The sequence below is a fragment of the Rhizobium zaerense genome (genome assembly GCF_051810725.1).
Taxonomy (GTDB): Bacteria; Pseudomonadota; Alphaproteobacteria; order Rhizobiales; family Rhizobiaceae; genus Rhizobium; species Rhizobium leguminosarum_I.
Genome location: NZ_CM132690.1, coordinates 586,026 through 603,878, shown reverse-complemented (window position 1 = coordinate 603,878; position 17,853 = coordinate 586,026). Strand labels below are relative to the sequence as shown.

The 17,853-nt window shown below is 61.0% G+C and carries 19 protein-coding genes, 1 tRNA gene and 1 pseudogene; 17 read left to right on the top strand and 4 right to left on the bottom strand.

Annotated elements, in window-relative coordinates:
- The first annotated feature begins 245 nt into the window (after positions 1-245).
- The gene (locus ACS4RR_RS02970; protein ID WP_260109703.1) at positions 246-890 is read left to right on the top strand and encodes a ThuA domain-containing protein; all 645 of its coding nucleotides are present in this window, start codon (positions 246-248) and stop codon (positions 888-890) included.
- 155 nt (positions 891-1,045) lie between these two features.
- Positions 1,046-1,615, top strand: coding sequence for a GNAT family N-acetyltransferase (locus ACS4RR_RS02965; protein ID WP_170260805.1), 570 nt, complete (start codon positions 1,046-1,048; stop codon positions 1,613-1,615).
- A gap of 33 nt (positions 1,616-1,648) precedes the next feature.
- Here the strand turns inward: ACS4RR_RS02965 and ACS4RR_RS02960 are convergent, their stop codons facing one another.
- Positions 1,649-1,903, bottom strand: a complete 255-nt coding sequence (locus ACS4RR_RS02960; protein WP_017966072.1) for a DUF2934 domain-containing protein — start codon at positions 1,901-1,903, stop codon at positions 1,649-1,651.
- A 237-nt stretch (positions 1,904-2,140) separates the two neighbouring features.
- Here ACS4RR_RS02960 and ACS4RR_RS02955 point away from each other — a divergent pair, with 237 nt between their 5' ends.
- The 3 genes from ACS4RR_RS02955 to ACS4RR_RS02945 all read left to right on the top strand — a co-directional run bounded on the left by ACS4RR_RS02955 (position 2,141) and on the right by ACS4RR_RS02945 (position 5,804).
- Entirely contained in the window at positions 2,141-3,571 is a 1,431-nt protein-coding gene (locus tag ACS4RR_RS02955; RefSeq protein WP_260109704.1) for a DUF6880 family protein, read from the top strand.
- 38 nt (positions 3,572-3,609) lie between these two features.
- Positions 3,610-4,167, top strand: a complete 558-nt coding sequence (locus ACS4RR_RS02950; RefSeq protein ID WP_260109705.1) for a DsbA family protein — start codon at positions 3,610-3,612, stop codon at positions 4,165-4,167.
- 188 nt (positions 4,168-4,355) lie between these two features.
- A complete protein-coding gene (locus ACS4RR_RS02945; RefSeq protein ID WP_260109706.1) occupies positions 4,356-5,804 on the top strand; it encodes an adenylate/guanylate cyclase domain-containing protein in 1,449 nt (482 codons plus the stop codon).
- Between the two features lie 119 nt (positions 5,805-5,923).
- Here the strand turns inward: ACS4RR_RS02945 and ACS4RR_RS02940 are convergent.
- Positions 5,924-6,013 (bottom strand) — tRNA-Ser (locus ACS4RR_RS02940).
- A 305-nt stretch (positions 6,014-6,318) separates the two neighbouring features.
- Between ACS4RR_RS02940 and rplU the strand changes: the two genes are divergently transcribed.
- From rplU to ACS4RR_RS02920, 4 genes are all read left to right on the top strand, one after another.
- Positions 6,319-6,636 carry a 50S ribosomal protein L21 gene (gene rplU / locus ACS4RR_RS02935; RefSeq protein ID WP_003543907.1) on the top strand — a complete coding sequence of 106 codons (318 nt, stop codon included), beginning with the start codon at positions 6,319-6,321 and terminating at the stop codon, positions 6,634-6,636.
- Positions 6,637-6,670: 34 nt separating this feature from the next.
- Positions 6,671-6,940: a 50S ribosomal protein L27 gene (gene rpmA, locus ACS4RR_RS02930; protein ID WP_003543909.1), complete on the top strand. Its 270-nt coding sequence runs from the start codon at positions 6,671-6,673 to the stop codon at positions 6,938-6,940.
- A 126-nt stretch (positions 6,941-7,066) separates the two neighbouring features.
- Complete coding sequence (locus ACS4RR_RS02925; RefSeq protein ID WP_017966066.1) at positions 7,067-7,723, top strand: GNAT family N-acetyltransferase; 657 nt, start codon at positions 7,067-7,069, stop codon at positions 7,721-7,723.
- Complete coding sequence (locus tag ACS4RR_RS02920) at positions 7,720-8,310, top strand: GNAT family N-acetyltransferase (RefSeq protein ID WP_170257973.1); 591 nt, start codon at positions 7,720-7,722, stop codon at positions 8,308-8,310. The genes ACS4RR_RS02925 and ACS4RR_RS02920 overlap by 4 nt, the downstream gene beginning before the upstream one ends.
- Before the next feature lie 46 nt (positions 8,311-8,356).
- Here the strand turns inward: ACS4RR_RS02920 and ACS4RR_RS02915 are convergent, their stop codons facing one another.
- Positions 8,357-9,223 carry an endonuclease/exonuclease/phosphatase family protein gene (locus tag ACS4RR_RS02915; RefSeq protein ID WP_456189687.1) on the bottom strand — a complete coding sequence of 289 codons (867 nt, stop codon included), beginning with the start codon at positions 9,221-9,223 and terminating at the stop codon, positions 8,357-8,359.
- Positions 9,224-9,307: 84 nt separating this feature from the next.
- Here ACS4RR_RS02915 and obgE point away from each other — a divergent pair, with 84 nt between their 5' ends.
- The 7 genes and pseudogenes from obgE (at position 9,308) to modC (ending at position 16,814) form a co-directional block, all read left to right on the top strand.
- Positions 9,308-10,396 (top strand): GTPase ObgE, encoded by a 1,089-nt coding sequence (gene obgE, locus ACS4RR_RS02910; protein WP_260109708.1) that lies wholly within the window; start codon positions 9,308-9,310, stop codon positions 10,394-10,396.
- Positions 10,383-11,551 (top strand): annotated as a pseudogene (proB, locus tag ACS4RR_RS02905) (glutamate 5-kinase). The gene obgE and the pseudogene proB overlap by 14 nt, the downstream one beginning before the upstream one ends.
- Entirely contained in the window at positions 11,544-12,827 is a 1,284-nt protein-coding gene (locus tag ACS4RR_RS02900) for a glutamate-5-semialdehyde dehydrogenase (protein ID WP_260109710.1), read from the top strand. The pseudogene proB and the gene ACS4RR_RS02900 overlap by 8 nt, the downstream one beginning before the upstream one ends.
- Positions 12,802-13,464: a nicotinate-nucleotide adenylyltransferase gene (locus tag ACS4RR_RS02895; RefSeq protein ID WP_260109711.1), complete on the top strand. Its 663-nt coding sequence runs from the start codon at positions 12,802-12,804 to the stop codon at positions 13,462-13,464. Before ACS4RR_RS02900 ends, ACS4RR_RS02895 begins: the two co-directional genes overlap by 26 nt.
- Before the next feature lie 526 nt (positions 13,465-13,990).
- Complete coding sequence (gene modA / locus ACS4RR_RS02890; RefSeq protein WP_170260818.1) at positions 13,991-14,782, top strand: molybdate ABC transporter substrate-binding protein; 792 nt, start codon at positions 13,991-13,993, stop codon at positions 14,780-14,782.
- A gap of 266 nt (positions 14,783-15,048) precedes the next feature.
- Positions 15,049-15,750, top strand: a complete 702-nt coding sequence (gene modB / locus ACS4RR_RS02885) for a molybdate ABC transporter permease subunit (protein WP_456189686.1) — start codon at positions 15,049-15,051, stop codon at positions 15,748-15,750.
- Positions 15,747-16,814, top strand: a complete 1,068-nt coding sequence (gene modC / locus ACS4RR_RS02880; protein ID WP_162114995.1) for a molybdenum ABC transporter ATP-binding protein — start codon at positions 15,747-15,749, stop codon at positions 16,812-16,814. The genes modB and modC overlap by 4 nt, the downstream gene beginning before the upstream one ends.
- On the opposite strand, the gene ACS4RR_RS02875 is transcribed toward modC, so the two are convergent.
- Positions 16,815-17,192 (bottom strand): winged helix-turn-helix domain-containing protein, encoded by a 378-nt coding sequence (locus ACS4RR_RS02875; protein ID WP_162114994.1) that lies wholly within the window; start codon positions 17,190-17,192, stop codon positions 16,815-16,817.
- Between the two features lie 210 nt (positions 17,193-17,402).
- Here ACS4RR_RS02875 and rsfS point away from each other — a divergent pair, with 210 nt between their 5' ends.
- Positions 17,403-17,846, top strand: a complete 444-nt coding sequence (rsfS, locus tag ACS4RR_RS02870; RefSeq protein ID WP_003589592.1) for a ribosome silencing factor — start codon at positions 17,403-17,405, stop codon at positions 17,844-17,846.
- Positions 17,847-17,853 lie beyond the last annotated feature (7 nt).

The window sequence follows — 17,853 nt, the reverse complement described above, 5'->3', positions numbered from 1 at the left end:
CCACCCTTATTGTTCACTGAGAGATGGGAGAAACCTAGACGAGATACACGTCAATAAAAAGAAGGAACTGCGATCGGCGTCAATGGACAATACGTCAAATGCCGAAGCCCCATTCGCGGAGTTTGTGCCGGATCAGCAAATAGTCTTGAATTATTCGCGTGATTTGCACAGTAGCCCGATCTAATGGGCTTTCCACCACCATGTGATGATAAACGGTCTGCAGCTATAAAGCAGGGAGAGCGCGAATGAGGAAGGCATTGGTCGTTTGGGGCGGCTGGCAAGGCCATGAGCCGGAGCAATGCGCTCATATTGTCGCCGACCTGCTGCGCGAGGACGATTTTACCGTCGAGGTGACCGGCGATCTCGGCGTGTTTGGATCTCCGACGCTGGCGAAAGCCGATCTGCTGGTGCCGATCATCACCGGCGAAAAGCTTGAGAAGGAGCATGCCGCTGGCCTCGTCGAAGCGGTGCGCGGCGGGCTCGGGCTTGCCGGCCATCACGGCGCTCTCGCCACGTCCTTCAAGGAAAGCGCGCCTTTTCGCTATGTCTCCGGCGTCACCTGGGTCGCCCATCCCGGCAATATCATCGACTTCCGGGTCGCCGTCACCCGCCAGGACGACCCCGTCATGGAGGGCATTCCCGACTTCGACTATCGTTCGGAGCAATATTACCTCCACTATGATCCCACAGTCGAAATCCTTGCGACCACCACCTTCACCGGCGCCTACGATCCGACAGCCCGCAATGTGGTGATGCCCGTCGTCTTCAAGCGCCATTTCGGTGCCGGCCGCATCTTCTATTCCGCCCTCGGCCATGTCGCAGCCGAATTCGACCATCCCTACATGCCCGTCATCCTGCGGCGGGGCCTGAGTTGGGCTGCACGCCAGTAGCGTCAGGACGATCGCCCTCGAACGAGGATCGGCGGCGACAGCCAAACGATGTCGGCGGCTGAAGAACGAGCTTTCAAGCTGGAGGGCAGCCGCGCATGATCGGCCGGCACGGTCGACCGCTTGCCGATCGTCCGCCTGCGCCATAATTTGGCCGAATGCAGGATCGCTTGTCTTTCTTCCCCGCCACCACCGACCGCCTGGCCGATATAGAAGCGGTCTTCGACGATTGCGCCGACGGCCGGAATTGTCGCTGCGCCTACTGGTATCGTCCGAATGCCGACTACAAGGCAGGATGGGGCGAGGGAAATCGCAACTGGTTCCGGAGCCTGCTCGCCGAACCGCGCCCGCCCGGCATTCTCGGCTACCACGAGAATGAGCCGGCCGGATGGTGCGGCGTCGCGCCGCGCGTCGTCTTCGATCGGCTGCGCCGCTCAAAACCCTTTGCGCCGGTCGATGACAGGCCGGTCTGGTCGATCAATTGCTTCATCGTCCGAAAGCCGTTCCGGCGGCAGGGATTATCGCGATTATTGCTGAAACATGCGGTCGAATTTGCGCAGACAAACGGCGCCCAATGTCTCGAGGCATACCCCGTCGACCAGGCTGCCCGTGCTTCGAACGGAGCCGAGCTTTATCCCGGAACGCTCTCGATGTTTCTGGGTGCCGGTTTCGTCGAAGTGGCAAGACGCCTGCCCGCAAGGCCGGTCGTCCGCCTGGAATGCGCCTGAATATTTCGGCAGCTCAGGAATTGGAAATACGGTCTACCGAGCCGCTTTGATCTGCCGGTCGTTCTCGACGGCGGGGGCCGCCCCGTCATAGATCCGCATCAGCCGCCCGGCTGCCTTCAGTTTCTCGATGAGATCGTTTCCATCAGGCGAAGCCCGCGTCAGCTCCAGCTGCTCGAACTCCCTCAGCGCCTGCGCCCAATGGCTTTCCCCACGCCCGTCCGGCCTGCCTTCCAATTCCCATAGTGAATAAGCGCGCTGGCTGACCCAGGCGTCTCTATTATGACTCATGACCAACCCCAGCGGAAAATTTGGAAGCAATATTCGACAGGCAACAAGGTGCCAAAACCGGCTTTAGGAGTCGTTACGAGGCAGCGTTAGTTTTTAGCTAACGGCCATGATTCGGCGAGACTAACCGGGGATAAAGTCATACGAATTCGCGGTGCGATATGGCTGCACCCCTCGCTCGGCACCTTGGACTGATTTGAATACCGAGTTAGGGTCGGCGCGAAACGATAGCGGTGACCTATGGCAGCAAAGACGACTCTCAACGCGAAAAACCTGGAAGCTCTCGGTGCACAACGTCTCGCCGAACTGCTGATCGAAATCAGCACCGGCAGCGCCGCCCATAAACGGCGGCTTCGGATGGAACTGGCCGGCAATCTGGGCAGCACCGAGGTCGCGCGTGAGATACGCAAGCGCCTCGGCAGCATCGCACGAGCGCAGAGCGTCATCGAATGGCACAAAGTAAAAGCCGTCAACGCGGACCTCGAAACGCAGCGATCCGCGATCGTCACCGTCGTGGCCGCCAATGATCCGAAGGAAGCGTTCGATCTCATCTGGCAATTCCTTGCCGTTGCCGATTCGATTTTCCACCGATCCAACAGCAGCGACATCGCCTTCACGGAGACGTTCCATCAGGCATGCGCCGATGCCGGCATCATCGCCAGGTCCGCGGGAATCGGTATCGATGTCCTTGCCGATAAGGTCTTCACGGCATTGCAGGATAACGACCACGGCCAATATGACCCGCTGATCGCCGAGATGGTTCCGGCGCTGGGCAAGGATGGCCTTGAACGTTTGAAGGGCCTCCTGGTGCAATGGTTGCACGAAGCGGAGGAGGAGCCTGCCGGTGCCGACCGGAAAATTCTCGGCTGGGGCGGCAGCGAAGCGAGCTACCTGAACGAGATCTACGCCAAGCATCGGCAACAGGCGGCGCGCATCGCTCTGCAGGACATTGCCGATGCCCAGGATGATGTCGATGCCTTCATCGCTCAGCAGCCGGAAGAGACCTTAAGGATGCCGATGGTCGCGATCGCAATTTCCGACCGCTTGCTCTTGGCTGGACGCGCCGAGGAAGCATTGAGGATTTTGGACGGCGTCGACCACCGGTTCGAAATGCCTTTTGAATGGCAGGAAGCCCGCGCGGAGACGCTCGAAGCGCTCGAACGGGGGGAGGAAGCGCAGGCCTATCGATGGCAATGCTTCGAGCAGTCGCTGAACGGGGAGCACCTTCGCGCTTTCCTGCGAAAGCTCGCCGACTTCGACGATATCCAGGCCGAGGAGAAGGCATTCGCCTTCGCGCACAGCTTTACGGATGTTGATCGAGCCCTTGCCTTTTTCCTCGCCTGGCCCGCACACGCCGAGGCCGCGAAACTCGTCTCCAGGCATCAGACGGAACTGGACGGCGACCTCTACGAGCTGATGACATCGGGCGCCGAAATGCTGCGGGAGAAACATCCACTCGCGGCAACCATGCTGCTACGGTCGATGATCGGCTTCGCCCTCGAGAACGGCCGATCCAGCCGTTACAAACATGCCGCGCGTCATCTGGCGGAATGCGCCTCGCTCGCGCCTCACATCGACGATTTCGGCAGCGCCCGGCCTCACGACGCCTATGTCGCCGAGCTGAAGCGTCAACACGGAAACAAGCATGGCTTCTGGAGCCTTCTGCGTTAGGCCGAATAGCCAACCTCCTCAACGAAAAGGACATCGCAATGACCGGAACCGCGTGGCGTGCCGATCCGCTGACCTGGGGCAATGGCCCGCGCATCTTCGAGATCTTTCTCGAGCCGACCTGCCCTTACTCCGTCAGGGCGTTCGGCAAACTTGATGCGTTGCTCAGCCAAGCCGGCGAAGATAAGGTCACCGTAAAAATCCGTCTGCAATCGCAGCCCTGGCACATGTATTCCGGCGTGATCGTCCGCTGCATCATCGCGGCCTCGACGCTGGAAGGCGGCAAGGAGACGGCAAAGAAGGTCATGGCTGCCATCGCCGCGCATCGAGAGGAATTCGAGTTCGACCACCACGCCGGCGGCGCGAATATGGGTGCAACGCCAAACCAGATCATCGAGCGTCTGGAAGGCTACAGCGTCATCAAGCTGAAAGAAGCCTTCGCCATCGCGGATCTTGACCGGGAGATCAAATGGCATTGTAAATATGCCCGGCAGAACGGCATCCACGTCTCGCCGACCTTCATGATCGACGGGCTGGTGCAGGCGGACATGAGCAGCGGCGATGAGATTGGAGTCTGGGTGAAGAAGGCGCTGGGCTGACGCTGGCTGCGCGAGGAGTTAGCGTATTCGCAAAACCCTGCTCCGTTCACGACCTTGTGTCAGCAGGGTTCATTCGGTAGGATCGAGGCTGGAAATCTACAGCGGCGCGTTCGAGTATTTAGGTTATTGGGAGCTCGATCCCGGTGGCGCACTGAAATCCGCTCGTAGTGCCTGCGGACAAGTTGATCATGACTGGCGTCGACGATCGGCTTCTCGAAAGCAAGATGATCCAGATCGAGCAGGCTCGATCCTGGAGCCCACGCGTGATCTCTAAGTTCGAAGCGCTGATCAGGGACGGCAACGACCTCTCCCTTTATCGTGTCAATCCGCTGGCGTTTGCACGTGACCGCGCGATAGCTGACACGGAATCCATTGACCTGTTCCTCCATGCCGCCCGATGCGGCCTGTTCGAGATGACCTGGGATGTGCTTTGTCCTCAATCTGGAATGGTGCTCGACAGCTTCGGCGCCTTGCGCACGCTCAAGACCCATTACGTCTGTGGCTTGTGCGACGTATCGGGCGAAACCGACCTCGATGACTTCATCGAAGTTACATTCTCCGTATCACCACATCTTCGGCGGCTGCCGTTTCATGATCCCGACTCGCTCTCGGTCGAAGACTTCCACTGGAAGCTTCGCTTCGCCAACGACGGGAGGCTGCCCGGCCAGCAAGCTCGGTTTCTCGATTACCTGCGCGGATTGGTCCGCGGCCTCACCTATCTGCCGCCGACCTCGAGCGTCACGCTCCGGGCGGAGCTGGGTTCCGGTGTTCTCTCCGGCGTGAATGTCCAAACGCAAGCCGCCTTCATGACGCCGATATCAGGTGAGCCGGCCACAGTGCCCACGCTGCTACGGGTCAGGTATGATGGGCAACGCTTTTCCCCGGCCTTGGCCGTTTTATCGCCGGGGCCGTGTATTATCGAGGTGGAAAATACCGGACCCGTTCGTGGCTCGCTGCTTTTGATAAATTGGCCGCCCGAGGTGGCAGCCCTGACAATCAAGCCGCAGCTCGAATTCGAGCCGTATATCTCCGGCGGGATGTTGCTGGCAAGGCAGACCTTCAGGCGCCTGTTCCGATCCGAGCGCGTTGATGAGCGGGAAGGGCTCGGCATTCGCCAGGTGACTTTCCTCTTCACAGACCTAAAAGGTTCGACGGCTCTGTATGAGCGCCTGGGCGACCTGAACGCCTACGCCTTGGTGAGGGAGCATTTTGCTCTTCTCGAATTGACGGCACAGCAACATTCCGGCGCCATCGTCAAGACGATCGGCGACGCGGTAATGGCCGTCTTCTCTCGTCCAACCGACGCGGTTTCGGCGGCATTGCAGATATTGAAGGAAATCGAGCGCTTCAATCTCGAACATGGTGAGCCGGGCATCATCCTCAAAATCGGAGCACACTGCGGCCCATCGATTGCTGTCACACTAAACGATAATCTCGACTATTTTGGTCAGACCGTAAATGTTGCCGCACGCGTGCAATCTCTGGCGGATGCGGGCGAGATTTGTATCTCGGAAGCGCTCTATACGGCGCCAGGTGTCATTCATCTCCTGGCCGACCACCATGTTGTGGAGTTTGGCTCCTCGCTCCACGGAGTTGAGGGCAATGCTTCTGTGTATCGGATCGTCAACGGACCGTAACCACCTGCGTCGACCTCAAGGGGACAGGTTGCTTCAGCCGCGCCGCAGATGTGGTCGTGCAATCAAATGTGACGCACGTTAAAACCGCACGTGCACCATCATATGACAATTATGTTTGATGGCGGAGAGGGTGGGATTTGAACCCACGATACCCTTGCAGGTATGCCGCATTTCGAGTGCGGTGCATTCGACCACTCTGCCACCTCTCCGCGGTCTGGTCGGCGCTTGTTCGGCGCGGGCGTTCTCATAACGGGCAAATGACAGGCTGGCAAGCCGAAAAGTCGAAGCATTCCATCCTTTTGCCTTGACAGCTTTTTGTCCCTCGGCTATCTCGGCTGCGCAATAGGTTTGGAGAAATCCGCGCCTAGCTGGTCCTGCGCTTGCGCGGGGCTTCACCGGCAGGACGAGTTCGAGGATTAGACCTCTGAAATCCCTGCTTAACTTCGACTGATAAAAAGACGGCCACCTTGCTCAGTCAGCGAGGAGAGCTGGAACGAACATGAAAGGATAAAAAATGTTCGCAGTCATCAAGACCGGCGGTAAACAGTACCGTGTGGCAGCCAACGACGTGCTGACCATCGAAAAGCTGGAAGCCACCGCTGGCGACTCCATTGAATTCACCGAAGTGCTCGTGATCGGCGAAGGCGCCGACGCTGCGATCGGTGCGCCCTTCGTAACCGGCGCTTCTGTCAAGGCAGAAGTCGTCGAACAGAACCGCGGCAAGAAGGTCATCGCCTTCAAGAAGCGCCGCCGTCAGAATTCGAAGCGTTCGCGCGGCCATCGTCAGCATCACACGGTCGTCCGTATCACGGACATCGTGGCTGCCAAGTAAGATCAACGGGACAAGGTTTTAAAGGAGAACTCCAATGGCACACAAAAAAGCTGGCGGTTCATCGCGCAACGGTCGCGATTCTCAGTCCAAGCGCCTTGGCGTGAAGAAGTTCGGCGGCGAAGCCGTCATCGCAGGCAACATCATCGTGCGTCAGCGCGGTACTGAGTGGCATCCGGGTTCCAACGTCGGCCTCGGCAAGGATCACACGATTTTTGCGCTTACCGCCGGCAATGTGAACTACCGAACCAAGGCCAACGGTCGCGTCTACGTGTCTGTCATGCCGAAAGCGGAAGCAGCGGAATAAGCCGGTAGCGCTCAAAAACAGCCGGCGTCTCATCGACCCGGCTGGCCGTATCAGGTTCAGTCTAGAAAACAGGGGAGATGGGGCGCCATCTCCCCTTTTTCTTTACCCCTCAAGGAGGACTGAACCATGCAAGGCGAATTGTTAAGGGCAGACCAATCACGGTCTCCCCGGGAAGACCAGCGGTCTTCCGAAGAACGGCTGAGGCCGGAACGGTTAAGGACCGATTGCCCTGTCTTGTTATCGGAAAGGCTCGTCATGCGCGCGCCCCACGAAGAAGACATCGACGCCCTTGCCCATCTCGCCAACAACGCCAAAGTCGCCACCATGGTATCGCGTATGCCGCACCCTTATACCGCCGATGATGCTGCTGACTTCGTGCGTCGCACGAAAAATGGCGATATTGGCAAGTGCGTCTATGCGATCACCAAGGCCGAAAACGGCGCCTTTATCGGCTGCTGCGGCGTCGAGCCGCATGCGGACGGCAGAACCGTCGAGATCGGCTACTGGCTGGGCGAGCCCTATTGGAACAAGGGTTATACCACCGAGGCCTGCCATGCCCTGGTCGATATGGTGTTCAGGACCCGTCAGGACGTCGATCAGATCGACGCCCGTTGCCGGGTCATGAACGTCGCCTCGCGCCGCGTCATCCAGAAGTGCGGCTTCCAGTTCCAGGGTTCGGGGCTCGCCGCCTCGCTGGCGCTCGGCAGCAACGTGCCGGTCGAATGGTACAGGCTCGACCGCAAGACCTGGATGTCCCTCCGAAGCTGGGGGAACATCGCATGAGCACGACTGCGCTGCAAAGGCCTGAGGTCAAGCCGATGATGCCCGGCCCCGCGCCTGTCATCTCGACCGCCCGGCTGACGCTCCGCCCCCACAGGCTGAGCGATGCGCCTGCGATCGCGGAATCGCTCTCCGATTTCGCGGTCACGCGCATGCTGTCCCGCGTACCCGCGCCGTTCGACCGGCAGGATGCGCTGGACTGGCTGATCCCGGTCACCTCGGGCACCCTGCCCGACTGGCCGCTGGCGATCACCGATAAGGACGATGTCCATATCGGCAACGTCTCGATCGAGCTGCGCCATGGTCGCTGGCACCTCGGCTACTGGCTGAACCGCTACTACTGGCGGCGGGGCTATATGAGCGAGGCGGTGGCGGCGATCATCGAGCGTTTCTCGCGCCGCATGCCGGAGACGCCGGTTCATTCCGGCGTTTTCGCCGACAACCCGGCTTCGCTGCGACTGCAGGAGAAGCTCGGTTTCCGCATGACGGGTTGCGGCGAAATCTATTGTTTCGCCCGCAACACCATGGTGTCGCACATCGAAACCGTGCTGCAGTCGGGTATGCTGCAGCCGCCGCGAAAGATGGCGTGATTAAACCCGAGACGTCGCCGCACCGGCGGCGTCTCCATCAATTCCATCAATCGCCGATCTCGACCCATACGGGGAAATGATCGGAACCGACGGATTGCGTATCGATCCGGGCGGATTTCAACCGGCTCTGCAGGCCGCAACTGACGAAGCAGTAATCGAGATGCATGCGTTTGCCGTGATCTTCGGGATCCATCCAGCTGTAGCTCCCCGGAGAGTAAGCCTCCAGCGCCGCAAAGGAGTCGACCGGCGTGCCGATCCTCGCCACACGGCCATAATATCCGCCGCCAGCACCGGCGAGCGCGCAATATTCCGGCGATTCCGGCTCCATGTTGAAATCGCCCATGATCAGGTAATCCTCCGGCAGCGGCGGCTCCGGCAGGTCGAATTCGCCAGCCCCGGTCAGCGACCCACCCTCCTGGACGAAAGCATTGATATGGGCATTCAGAAATTGCAGCTGTCGGATGCGCTCGTCAGGGGAGACATGGTCGAGATGCACGCAGTAGACGCGGATCGCACCGCCGGGTGCGTCGATTACCGCCTCGGTTGCGCCGCGCTGCAGGTTGATCTTGCCGATCGTCCGGCTGCGCGGCAGAAGCAGCGTTCGGGTCGAGACGATCGGCCAGCGCGACAGCACCATGTTGCCGAACTGAAAACGCGTGCCGCGCACCGGCTGGAGCCCGTCTTCATCCGCTTCGACATGCATGTCGCAGACTGGCCCATACACCCAGAAATAGTCGGGAAAGAAGGCCGCAACATCGGCCACCATGTCGGCAAAACCGTTGCGGGAGAAGCCGCGGGTCACCTCCTGCAGCGCGATGACGTCGGCTCCCTCGAGGCTCCGGGCAATGCGCGCCAGATCGTACCCGCCGTCGAGACCGAAGCCGTACTGTATGTTATAGCTCGCGAAATTCACGATAATCTTTGACCTCCGTCGGAACCGCCTATATCGAATGGGCCAAGACGGGCCGTCCAACTGCCACTGAGTATTGGAAGTAAAATGAAATTTCTCGACGAAGCAAAGGTCTATATCAAGTCCGGGGACGGCGGCGGCGGCAGCGTTTCCTTCCGGCGCGAGAAATTCATCGAGTTCGGCGGCCCGGATGGCGGTGATGGCGGACGCGGCGGCGACGTCTGGGTCGAGGCCGTCAACGGCCTCAACACGCTGATCGATTTCCGCTTTCAGCAGCATTTCAAGGCGACGATCGGCACCCATGGCATGGGCAGGAACCGCACCGGCGCCAATGGAAGCGACGTGACGCTGAAGGTTCCCGTGGGCACCCAGATCTTCGAGGAAGACCAGGAAACGCTGATCTGCGACCTGACTGTCGAAGGCCAGCGTTACTGCCTCGCCCATGGCGGCAATGGCGGCTTCGGCAACGCCCACTTCAAGACCTCGACCAATCAGGCGCCGGATTGGGCCAATCCCGGCCTGCCCGGCGAAGAAAAAACCATCTGGCTTCATCTGAAACTGATTGCCGATGCCGGCCTCGTCGGCATGCCCAATGCCGGCAAATCGACCTTCCTGGCTGCCGTCACCCGTGCCCGGCCGAAAATCGCCAACTATCCCTTCACCACGCTGCATCCCAACCTCGGGGTCGCCACCATCGACGAGCGCGAATTCATCCTGGCCGATATTCCGGGCCTGATCGAAGGCGCCCATGAAGGTGTCGGCATTGGCGACCGTTTCCTCGGCCATGTCGAGCGCACCCGCGTGCTGCTCCACCTCATCTCCGCCCAGGAAGAAAAGGTCGGCAAGGCCTATAAGACGGTCAAACACGAGCTCGAAGCCTACGGAAACGAGCTGACCGACAAGGCCGAGATCGTGGCGCTGTCGCAGATCGACGTGCTCGACGATGCCGAGTTGAAGAAGAAGACCAAGGAACTGGCCAAGGCCTGCGGCAAGACGCCGTTCCAGATTTCGGCCGTTACCGGCAAAGGCATGACCGAGGTGCTGCGTGCGCTGCGCGACATCATCGTCGACGCCAATACCGAAGAGAGGCCGGCCAAGGTGCCGAAGCTGCGCCATCGCGACATGGTCGTCACCGATGAGGGCCAGGACAAGGACGAGGACGATGACCAGCCGTAAGCCGCTTGGCCGCTACCGTCGCATCGTCATCAAGATCGGATCCGCGCTTCTGGTCGATCGCAAGGCCGGGCTGAAGAAGGCCTGGCTCAATGCCATGTGCGCCGATATCTCTAGCCTGAAGGCCAAGGGCATCGACGTGCTCGTCGTCTCCTCGGGCGCAATCGCGCTCGGCCGCTCGGTGCTCGACCTGCCGTCAGGCGCGCTGAAGCTGGAGGAAAGCCAGGCGGCGGCGGCCGTCGGCCAGATCGCGCTGGCGCGCGCCTGGTCGGAAAGCCTGTCGCGCGACGAGATCGTCGCCGGCCAGATCCTGCTGACGCTCGGTGACACCGAGGAGCGCCGCCGCTATCTCAATGCGCGCGCCACCATCAATCAGCTTTTGAAGATCGGCGCCGTGCCGATCATCAATGAAAACGACACCGTCGCCACCAGCGAGATCCGCTATGGCGACAACGACCGCCTGGCCGCCCGCGTCGCGACGATGACCGGCGCCGATCTGCTCATTCTTCTCTCCGATATCGACGGCCTCTACACCGCGCCGCCGCATCTCGATCCGAACGCGACGTTCCTGGAAACGATTGCCGAAATCACCGCCGAGATCGAGGCAATGGCCGGGGTGCTGCCTCCGAGCTTTCGCGCGGCGGCATGCGCACCAAGATCGATGCCGGCAAGATTGCAACGGCATCGGGCTGCGCGATGATCATCGCTTCCGGCAAGACCGACAATCCTCTGTCGGCGATCGAAAACGGCGCGCGTTCCTCGTGGTTCGCGCCATCGGGCACACCCGTGACCGCCCGCAAGACCTGGATTGCCGGGCAGCTGCAGCCGGCCGGCGAATTGCATGTCGATGACGGCGCCGTCGCAGCGCTCGGCGCCGGCAAGAGCCTGCTTCCCGCCGGCGTGCGTAGCGTTTCCGGCCTCTTCAGCCGCGGCGATACGGTGGCGATCATCGGCCCGGCCGGCCGCGAGATCGCCCGCGGCCTTGTAAGCTACGATGCCGACGACGCCCGCCGGATTGCCGGTCGCAAGTCGGCGGAGATCGAGGCCATCCTCGGTTATGCCGGGCGCGCCGCCATGGTCCATCGCGACGACATGGTGATGACCGCGCAGATCGGTTCGAAATCGGAAAGGCAGAAGAAGGACGCGAGCTATGCTTGATACCGTTGCGCCGAGCCCTGACATTGACGTGCTGATGAACGACATCGGCCGCAAGGCAAAGGCTGCCGCACGACCGCTGGGCTTTGCGTCCACCGAGGCCAAGAACAGCGCGCTGAACGCCATGGCCGATGCGATCCTGGCGAACAAGGCACATATTCTTGCCGAGAATGCCAAGGACCTGAAGGACATCGAAGGCACCGAGATGCTCGCTTCCTTCGTCGACCGGCTGACGCTGAACGACAAGCGCATCGCCGAGATGGCCGAGGGAATCCGCGCCATCGCCGCCCTTGCCGATCCGGTCGGCGAAGTCATCGCTGCCTGGGACCGGCCGAACGGCTTGAAAATCGAGCGCGTCCGCACGCCGCTCGGTGTCATCGGCGTGATCTTCGAAAGCCGGCCGAACGTCACGGCGGATGCCGGCGCCCTCTGCCTCAAGGCAGGCAATGCCGTCATCCTGCGTTGCGGCTCGGATTCGCGCCGTTCATCGCAGGCTATCCATGCCTGCCTGGTCGAGGGCCTGAAAGCGGCAGGGCTTCCAGAGCATGCTATCCAGCTCGTGCCGGTTACCGACCGCGCCGCCGTTGGCGCCATGCTGCGCGGCTTGGACGGGGCGATCGACGTCATCGTGCCGCGCGGCGGCAAGAGCCTGGTCGCCCGCGTGCAGAGCGAGGCGCGTGTGCCGGTCTTTGCCCATCTCGAAGGCCTTTGCCACATCTATGTCGATGCCTCGGCCGATATCGAGATGGCCAAGAGGATCATCGTCAACGCCAAGATGCGCCGCACCGGCATCTGCGGCGCAGCCGAAACCCTGCTCGTCGATGGCGCCGCAATCGGCACGCATCTGACGCCGCTGCTCGAGGTTCTCACGGAGGCCGGCTGCGAGATCCGCGCTTCGCCGACGGTGCTGAAGGTCGCCCCCGGCATGAAGCCCGCGACCGAAGAAGACTGGTCGACCGAATATCTCGACGCGATCATTTCGGTTGCCGTCGTCGACGGCATTTCGGGCGCCATCGCCCATATCCAGAGATATTCCTCGAACCACACCGAGGCAGTCATCGCCGAGGACCCTGACGTCGTCGCGCGTTTCTTCACCGAGGTCGATTCAGCGATCCTGCTGCACAATGCCTCGACGCAGTTTGCCGATGGCGGCGAGTTCGGCATGGGTGCGGAAATCGGCATCGCCACCTGCAAGATGCACGCCCGTGGTCCGGTCGGCGTCGAACAGCTCACCTCTTTCAAATATCGGGTGCATGGTGCCGGACAAACGCGGCCCTGACGTGACGACCGACAATGTGGACCGGCACTATCTGCGCATGCCGCACAGCGAGCGCGGCATGGTCGTGGGTCTGTTCGGCGGTTCGTTCAATCCACCGCATCAGGGCCACGCGCTCGTCGCCGAGATCGCCCTCAAGCGGCTCGGCCTCGACCAGCTCTGGTGGATGGTCACACCCGGCAATCCACTGAAAAGCCGCAACCAGCTCGCACCACTCGCCGAGCGCATTGCCGAAAGCGAGCGTGTTGCACCCGATCCCCGCATCAAGGTCACCGCCTTCGAACAGACGCTCGGCACCAGCTACACCGCCAACACGCTTGCCCGCGTCAAGGCGCGCAATCCGCATGTTCATTTCATCTGGATCATGGGCGCAGACAGCCTGCAGACCTTTCACAAATGGCAGAAGTGGCAGGAGATTGCCCGCACCTTCCCGATCGCGGTGATCGATCGGCCGGGTGCGACGCTTTCCTTCCTCTCCTCGAAAATGGCCAGGACCTTCGATTTCGCCCGTGTCGATGAGGATGATGCCCGTATTCTCTGGAAGAAGCGTGCCCCGGCCTGGACCTTTATCCACGGGCCGCGCTCCGGCCTGAGCTCGACGGCAATCCGCAACGGCTCGTCGCACGGCGACGCCGAATAGAGCGCCGAGCGCCCGGCAAGACGCATGCGTCAGCCTGATTTCAGAAGATCCAGAAAACGAGAAAGCCCGACGGGGGAGGAGATCCGTCGGGCTTATAAACTCGATCGACAACTGGGAGGAGGAGTGTTGTCGACCCTATCGAACGGCTATGGGAGGAGGAGAAGCCGTATCGATGAGTATGTTTTATCATATTCGACAAAAAGGTGAATACCGATTGGTGCATTGCAGCAATGCACCGGATGCAAATCTCGAGGTGAATTTTGCTTCCCCATTGCTGTTTTTATTAGCAAACAATAACGAACCAGTCCCGGTCGCCGGGAGTCCTTGCGGTTTGTAAACTGACTCCCGGGTATTTTCGCGCTGCTGATCTCACTTTCGGCGGAAGCCATGCACCTCACGAATGCGTGAACATTGCGCCGCTGCGAACGCGAGCGTCGATACGGTTATATTTTCCTGGATATATCCCTAGCCAAGACGTCTCGACCGTTATATTCGTCGCAATATTTCGAACTTCGGAGAATGAATTATGCAGAACCGCCGCCGATGGATGAAACTGGCAATCGCCGCGATCTCAGCCCTCTGGCTTGGCGCGACAGCGCTTTCGGCGCCTGCAGCCGCAGCCGAAAAGCTCACCGTCTTTGCTGCGGCGAGTCTCAAGGATGCGCTCGACGCCGCCAATGCCGCCTGGACGAAGGAAAGCGGCAAGGAAGCCGTCGCCTCCTATGCGGCGAGCGGGGCGCTGGCCAAGCAGATCGAAAACGCGGCCCCTGCCGATGTCTTCATCTCGGCCGATCTCGACTGGATGGATTATCTCGCCAAAAAGAGCCTGATCAAGGCCGACACCCGCTCCAACCTGCTCGGCAACAAGATCGTGCTCGTTGCGGAAAAGGACAAGGCAAAACCGGTTGAGATCAAGCAAGGCTTCGATCTCGCCGGGCTTCTGGGCGACGGCAAGCTTGCCATGGGTGAGCCGAAATCGGTTCCGGCCGGCAAATACGGCATGGCCGCGCTCGAAAAGCTCGGCGTCTGGAAATCGGTCGAAACCAAGGTCGCCGGCGCCGAAAGCGTGCGCGCCGCCCTTGCCCTCGTCTCGCGCGGCGAAGCGCCCTTTGGCATCGTCTACCAGACGGATGCCGCAGCCGATAAGGGTGTCGCCATCGTCGGCACATTCCCCGCCGATTCCCACCCGCCGATCATCTATCCGATCGCAATCCTTGCCGAGAGCAAGAACCCGGATGCGACAGCCTATCTCGACTTCCTGAAATCCGACAAGGCCGCCGCCTTCTTCGCGGCGCAGGGTTTTACCGTTCTCAAGTGATTGAGGGGCGAAATGATTGCGGAATCAACAGTGACGGCCTAGCGTGAGGCTGCCCCTCACCCTAACCCTCTCCCCGTAAACGGGGCGAGGGGACGTGCCCTGCGAAAGGTTTGAGAGGAACCGAGAGGGTGCGGCTATTCCCCTTCGCCCCGCAAGCGGGGGTCCGAAGGACAGGTCGAGACCCGTGGCTCGACCCTGGTTGGTGCCGGCAGGCGGATGAGGGGCAGGCACTGGGTGACACCGAATTTCCAGGGAGACAACTGCATTTGGACATCTTCGGCTTGAGCAATGAGGAATGGACGGCGATCCTGCTCAGCCTGCGCGTCTCGATCGTCGCCATGCTGGCGAGCCTGCCCCTCGGCATCCTCGTCGCCTTGTTGCTTGCCCGTGGCCGCTTCTGGGGTAAGTCGATACTGAACGGTGTCGTTCATCTGCCGCTGATCCTGCCTCCGGTCGTCACCGGTTTTCTTCTCCTCATCCTGTTCGGCCGCCGCGGTCCGATCGGCAGCCTGCTCGACCAGTATTTCGGCATCGTCTTGTCTTTCCGCTGGACGGGTGCTGCGCTGGCCTGCGCCGTCATGGCCTTTCCGCTGATGGTGCGCAGCATCCGCCTGTCGATCGAGGCGGTCGACCGCAAGCTGGAAGAGGCGGCCGGAACGCTCGGCGCCGGCCCCGTCTGGATCTTCCTGACGATCACCTTGCCGCTGACCCTGCCCGGCATAATCGTCGGCATGATCCTCTCTTTTGCCAAGGCGATGGGCGAATTCGGCGCGACGATCACCTTCGTTTCCAACATTCCGGGCGAAACCCAGACGCTGTCGTCGGCGATCTACACCTTCACCCAGGTGCCGGGCGGCGATGCCGGCGCGCTCCGCCTGACGCTCGTCGCCGTCGTCATTTCCATGGCCGCCCTGCTCGCCTCCGAATTCCTCGCTCGTCTCGCCGACCGGAGGATCGACCCGGAATGACGCTGATCGTCGAGGCAAAACAGAGGCTCGGCGCCTTTTCGCTCAATGCCGCCTTTACCTCCGAGCGTGGCGTCACCGCGCTGTTCGGCCGCTCCGGCTCCGGCAAGACCTCGATGATCCGCATCATCGCCGGTCTCGCCCGCCCGGACGAAGGCCGCGTCATCCTCGACGGCGAAGTCTTGACCGAAACCGCAACCGGCATCTTCGTGCCGAGACATCGTCGCCGCTTCGGTTATGTCTTCCAGGAGGCCCGACTTTTCCCGCATCTCAGCATTCGCGCCAATCTCACCTATGGCCGTTGGTTCGCGCCGAGACCGGCACACGGCGAGAGCTTCGATCACATCGTCGACCTGCTCGGCATCGAGACGCTGCTGGAGCGCAGCCCATCAAAACTTTCCGGCGGCGAGAAGCAGCGCGTTGCCATCGGCCGCGCACTTCTCTCCTCGCCCCGCCTGCTGTTGATGGACGAGCCGCTCGCCGCCCTCGATGATGCGCGCAAGGCCGAGATTCTGCCTTATCTGGAACGATTGCGCGACGAGACCGACATACCGATCGTCTATGTCAGCCATTCGATCGCTGAGGTGGCGCGGCTGGCAAACCAGGTCATCGTCATGCGTGACGGCAAGGTGGAAGCGACAGGCCCTGCCATCGACATATTGAGCCGCCCCTCCACCGCCTCCGACCGGCGGGAAGCGGGCGCACTGCTGGAAGGCACGGTCGAAAGCTTCGATGCGCGGCACCGTCTATCGACGGTCGCGCTGAAATCCTGTCAACTCCATATTCCGGGCGCCGCCCTTGCGCCCGGCAAATCGGTTCGCATCCGCATCCCCTCCCGCGATGTCATGCTGGCGACCGCAAGGCCAGAGGGGCTCAGCGCGCTGAATATCCTGGAAGCAAGGATAGACGGGATGTCGTCGACCGAGGACGGAACGGTGGAAATCCGGCTCGATTGCGGCGGCGATATCATTCTTTCCCGGATCACGACATTGTCCTGCGAGCGTCTGGATCTTCGACCGGGAAGGGCGGTCTTCGCCGTCATCAAGACAGTTGCCCTGGAGGCCTGATCAGCCGCGCTCGCCTTGCTGTAGGTTGCGCTTGCCCTCAAGCCATGCGAGATCGTCGGCAAGGCTGGTGCGCATCGTCCTTTCCATCCGGCGGAAACGCTCGAGCAATTCCTCACCGAACGGCGTCAGCGCCGCGCCGCCGCCCTTCTGCCCGCCGCGCTGCGATTCCACCACCTGTTCGTTAAACATCCGGTTCATCTCGCTGACCAGCAGCCATGCCCGCCGATAGGACATGTCCATCGCCCGCCCGGCCGCCGAGATCGATCCGGTCTGGCGGATATGTTCCAGCAGTTCCATCTTGCCATGGCCGAGACGATCCTCATCCGGGAAGCTGATTCGCAGGACGGGCACGAGTGTTTTTGCGGCTGAGTCGGTCATTGAATCGGGAGATCGTGGAATTTGCCGCACTTTACGCTGCGGCATGGAAACTGTACACCGCCCGCACGAGGCCGCCCCGAGCAGCCAAATGCTTCAATTCGAACGGCAGATCGGGTTTTCGGCCGTTCCGTACCTTAGCATGTCTTGAAACATTAATGGTTTGATGCCTATCTTAACCATGATCCGGTCGCGATCGGATCTGTGTTGTGCATGGTTTGTCATTCCAGGAAAGGGAAAGCACTGACAACAGTACACGCCAAGGGAAAAACGTTTGCCGTTATCCCGAAGAGTGCGGAACGTGGCGCCGATGCCGCCGCCCGCGCCCTAGAAACCGTCCTCGCCAGCCTCGAGGACTCCAAAGCTGAAGATATCGTTACCATCGACATTGCCGGAAAATCGGCCCTGGGAGACTACATGATCGTCGTCTCCGGCCGCTCGAACAGGCATGTCATGGCGATCTCGGATCACCTGCTCACCGACCTTAAGGACGACGGCCTCGGTACGGCCCGCGTCGAAGGTCAGGAAGGCGGCGATTGGGTCCTGATCGACACCGGTGACATTATCGTGCATGTGTTCCGTCCCGAAATCCGCGAGTTCTACAACATCGAAAAGATGTGGGCGGCTCCGGATATGGATGAAGAAACACGGCACTGACGGGCGA

Bases quoted from the DNA above. Each gene is read 5' to 3' on its own strand.
- ACS4RR_RS02970 (WP_260109703.1), top strand. From the start codon at position 246: ATGAGGAAGGCATTGGTCGTTTGGGGCGGCTGGCAAGGCCATGAGCCG.
- ACS4RR_RS02965 (WP_170260805.1), top strand. From the start codon at position 1,046: ATGCAGGATCGCTTGTCTTTCTTCCCCGCCACCACCGACCGCCTGGCC.
- ACS4RR_RS02960 (WP_017966072.1), bottom strand. From the start codon at position 1,903: ATGAGTCATAATAGAGACGCCTGGGTCAGCCAGCGCGCTTATTCACTA.
- ACS4RR_RS02955 (WP_260109704.1), top strand. From the start codon at position 2,141: ATGGCAGCAAAGACGACTCTCAACGCGAAAAACCTGGAAGCTCTCGGT.
- ACS4RR_RS02950 (WP_260109705.1), top strand. From the start codon at position 3,610: ATGACCGGAACCGCGTGGCGTGCCGATCCGCTGACCTGGGGCAATGGC.
- ACS4RR_RS02945 (WP_260109706.1), top strand. From the start codon at position 4,356: ATGACTGGCGTCGACGATCGGCTTCTCGAAAGCAAGATGATCCAGATC.
- rplU (WP_003543907.1), top strand. From the start codon at position 6,319: ATGTTCGCAGTCATCAAGACCGGCGGTAAACAGTACCGTGTGGCAGCC.
- rpmA (WP_003543909.1), top strand. From the start codon at position 6,671: ATGGCACACAAAAAAGCTGGCGGTTCATCGCGCAACGGTCGCGATTCT.
- ACS4RR_RS02925 (WP_017966066.1), top strand. From the start codon at position 7,067: ATGCAAGGCGAATTGTTAAGGGCAGACCAATCACGGTCTCCCCGGGAA.
- ACS4RR_RS02920 (WP_170257973.1), top strand. From the start codon at position 7,720: ATGAGCACGACTGCGCTGCAAAGGCCTGAGGTCAAGCCGATGATGCCC.
- obgE (WP_260109708.1), top strand. From the start codon at position 9,308: ATGAAATTTCTCGACGAAGCAAAGGTCTATATCAAGTCCGGGGACGGC.
- ACS4RR_RS02900 (WP_260109710.1), top strand. From the start codon at position 11,544: ATGCTTGATACCGTTGCGCCGAGCCCTGACATTGACGTGCTGATGAAC.
- ACS4RR_RS02895 (WP_260109711.1), top strand. From the start codon at position 12,802: ATGGTGCCGGACAAACGCGGCCCTGACGTGACGACCGACAATGTGGAC.
- modA (WP_170260818.1), top strand. From the start codon at position 13,991: ATGCAGAACCGCCGCCGATGGATGAAACTGGCAATCGCCGCGATCTCA.
- modC (WP_162114995.1), top strand. From the start codon at position 15,747: ATGACGCTGATCGTCGAGGCAAAACAGAGGCTCGGCGCCTTTTCGCTC.
- ACS4RR_RS02875 (WP_162114994.1), bottom strand. From the start codon at position 17,192: ATGACCGACTCAGCCGCAAAAACACTCGTGCCCGTCCTGCGAATCAGC.
- rsfS (WP_003589592.1), top strand. From the start codon at position 17,403: ATGGTTTGTCATTCCAGGAAAGGGAAAGCACTGACAACAGTACACGCC.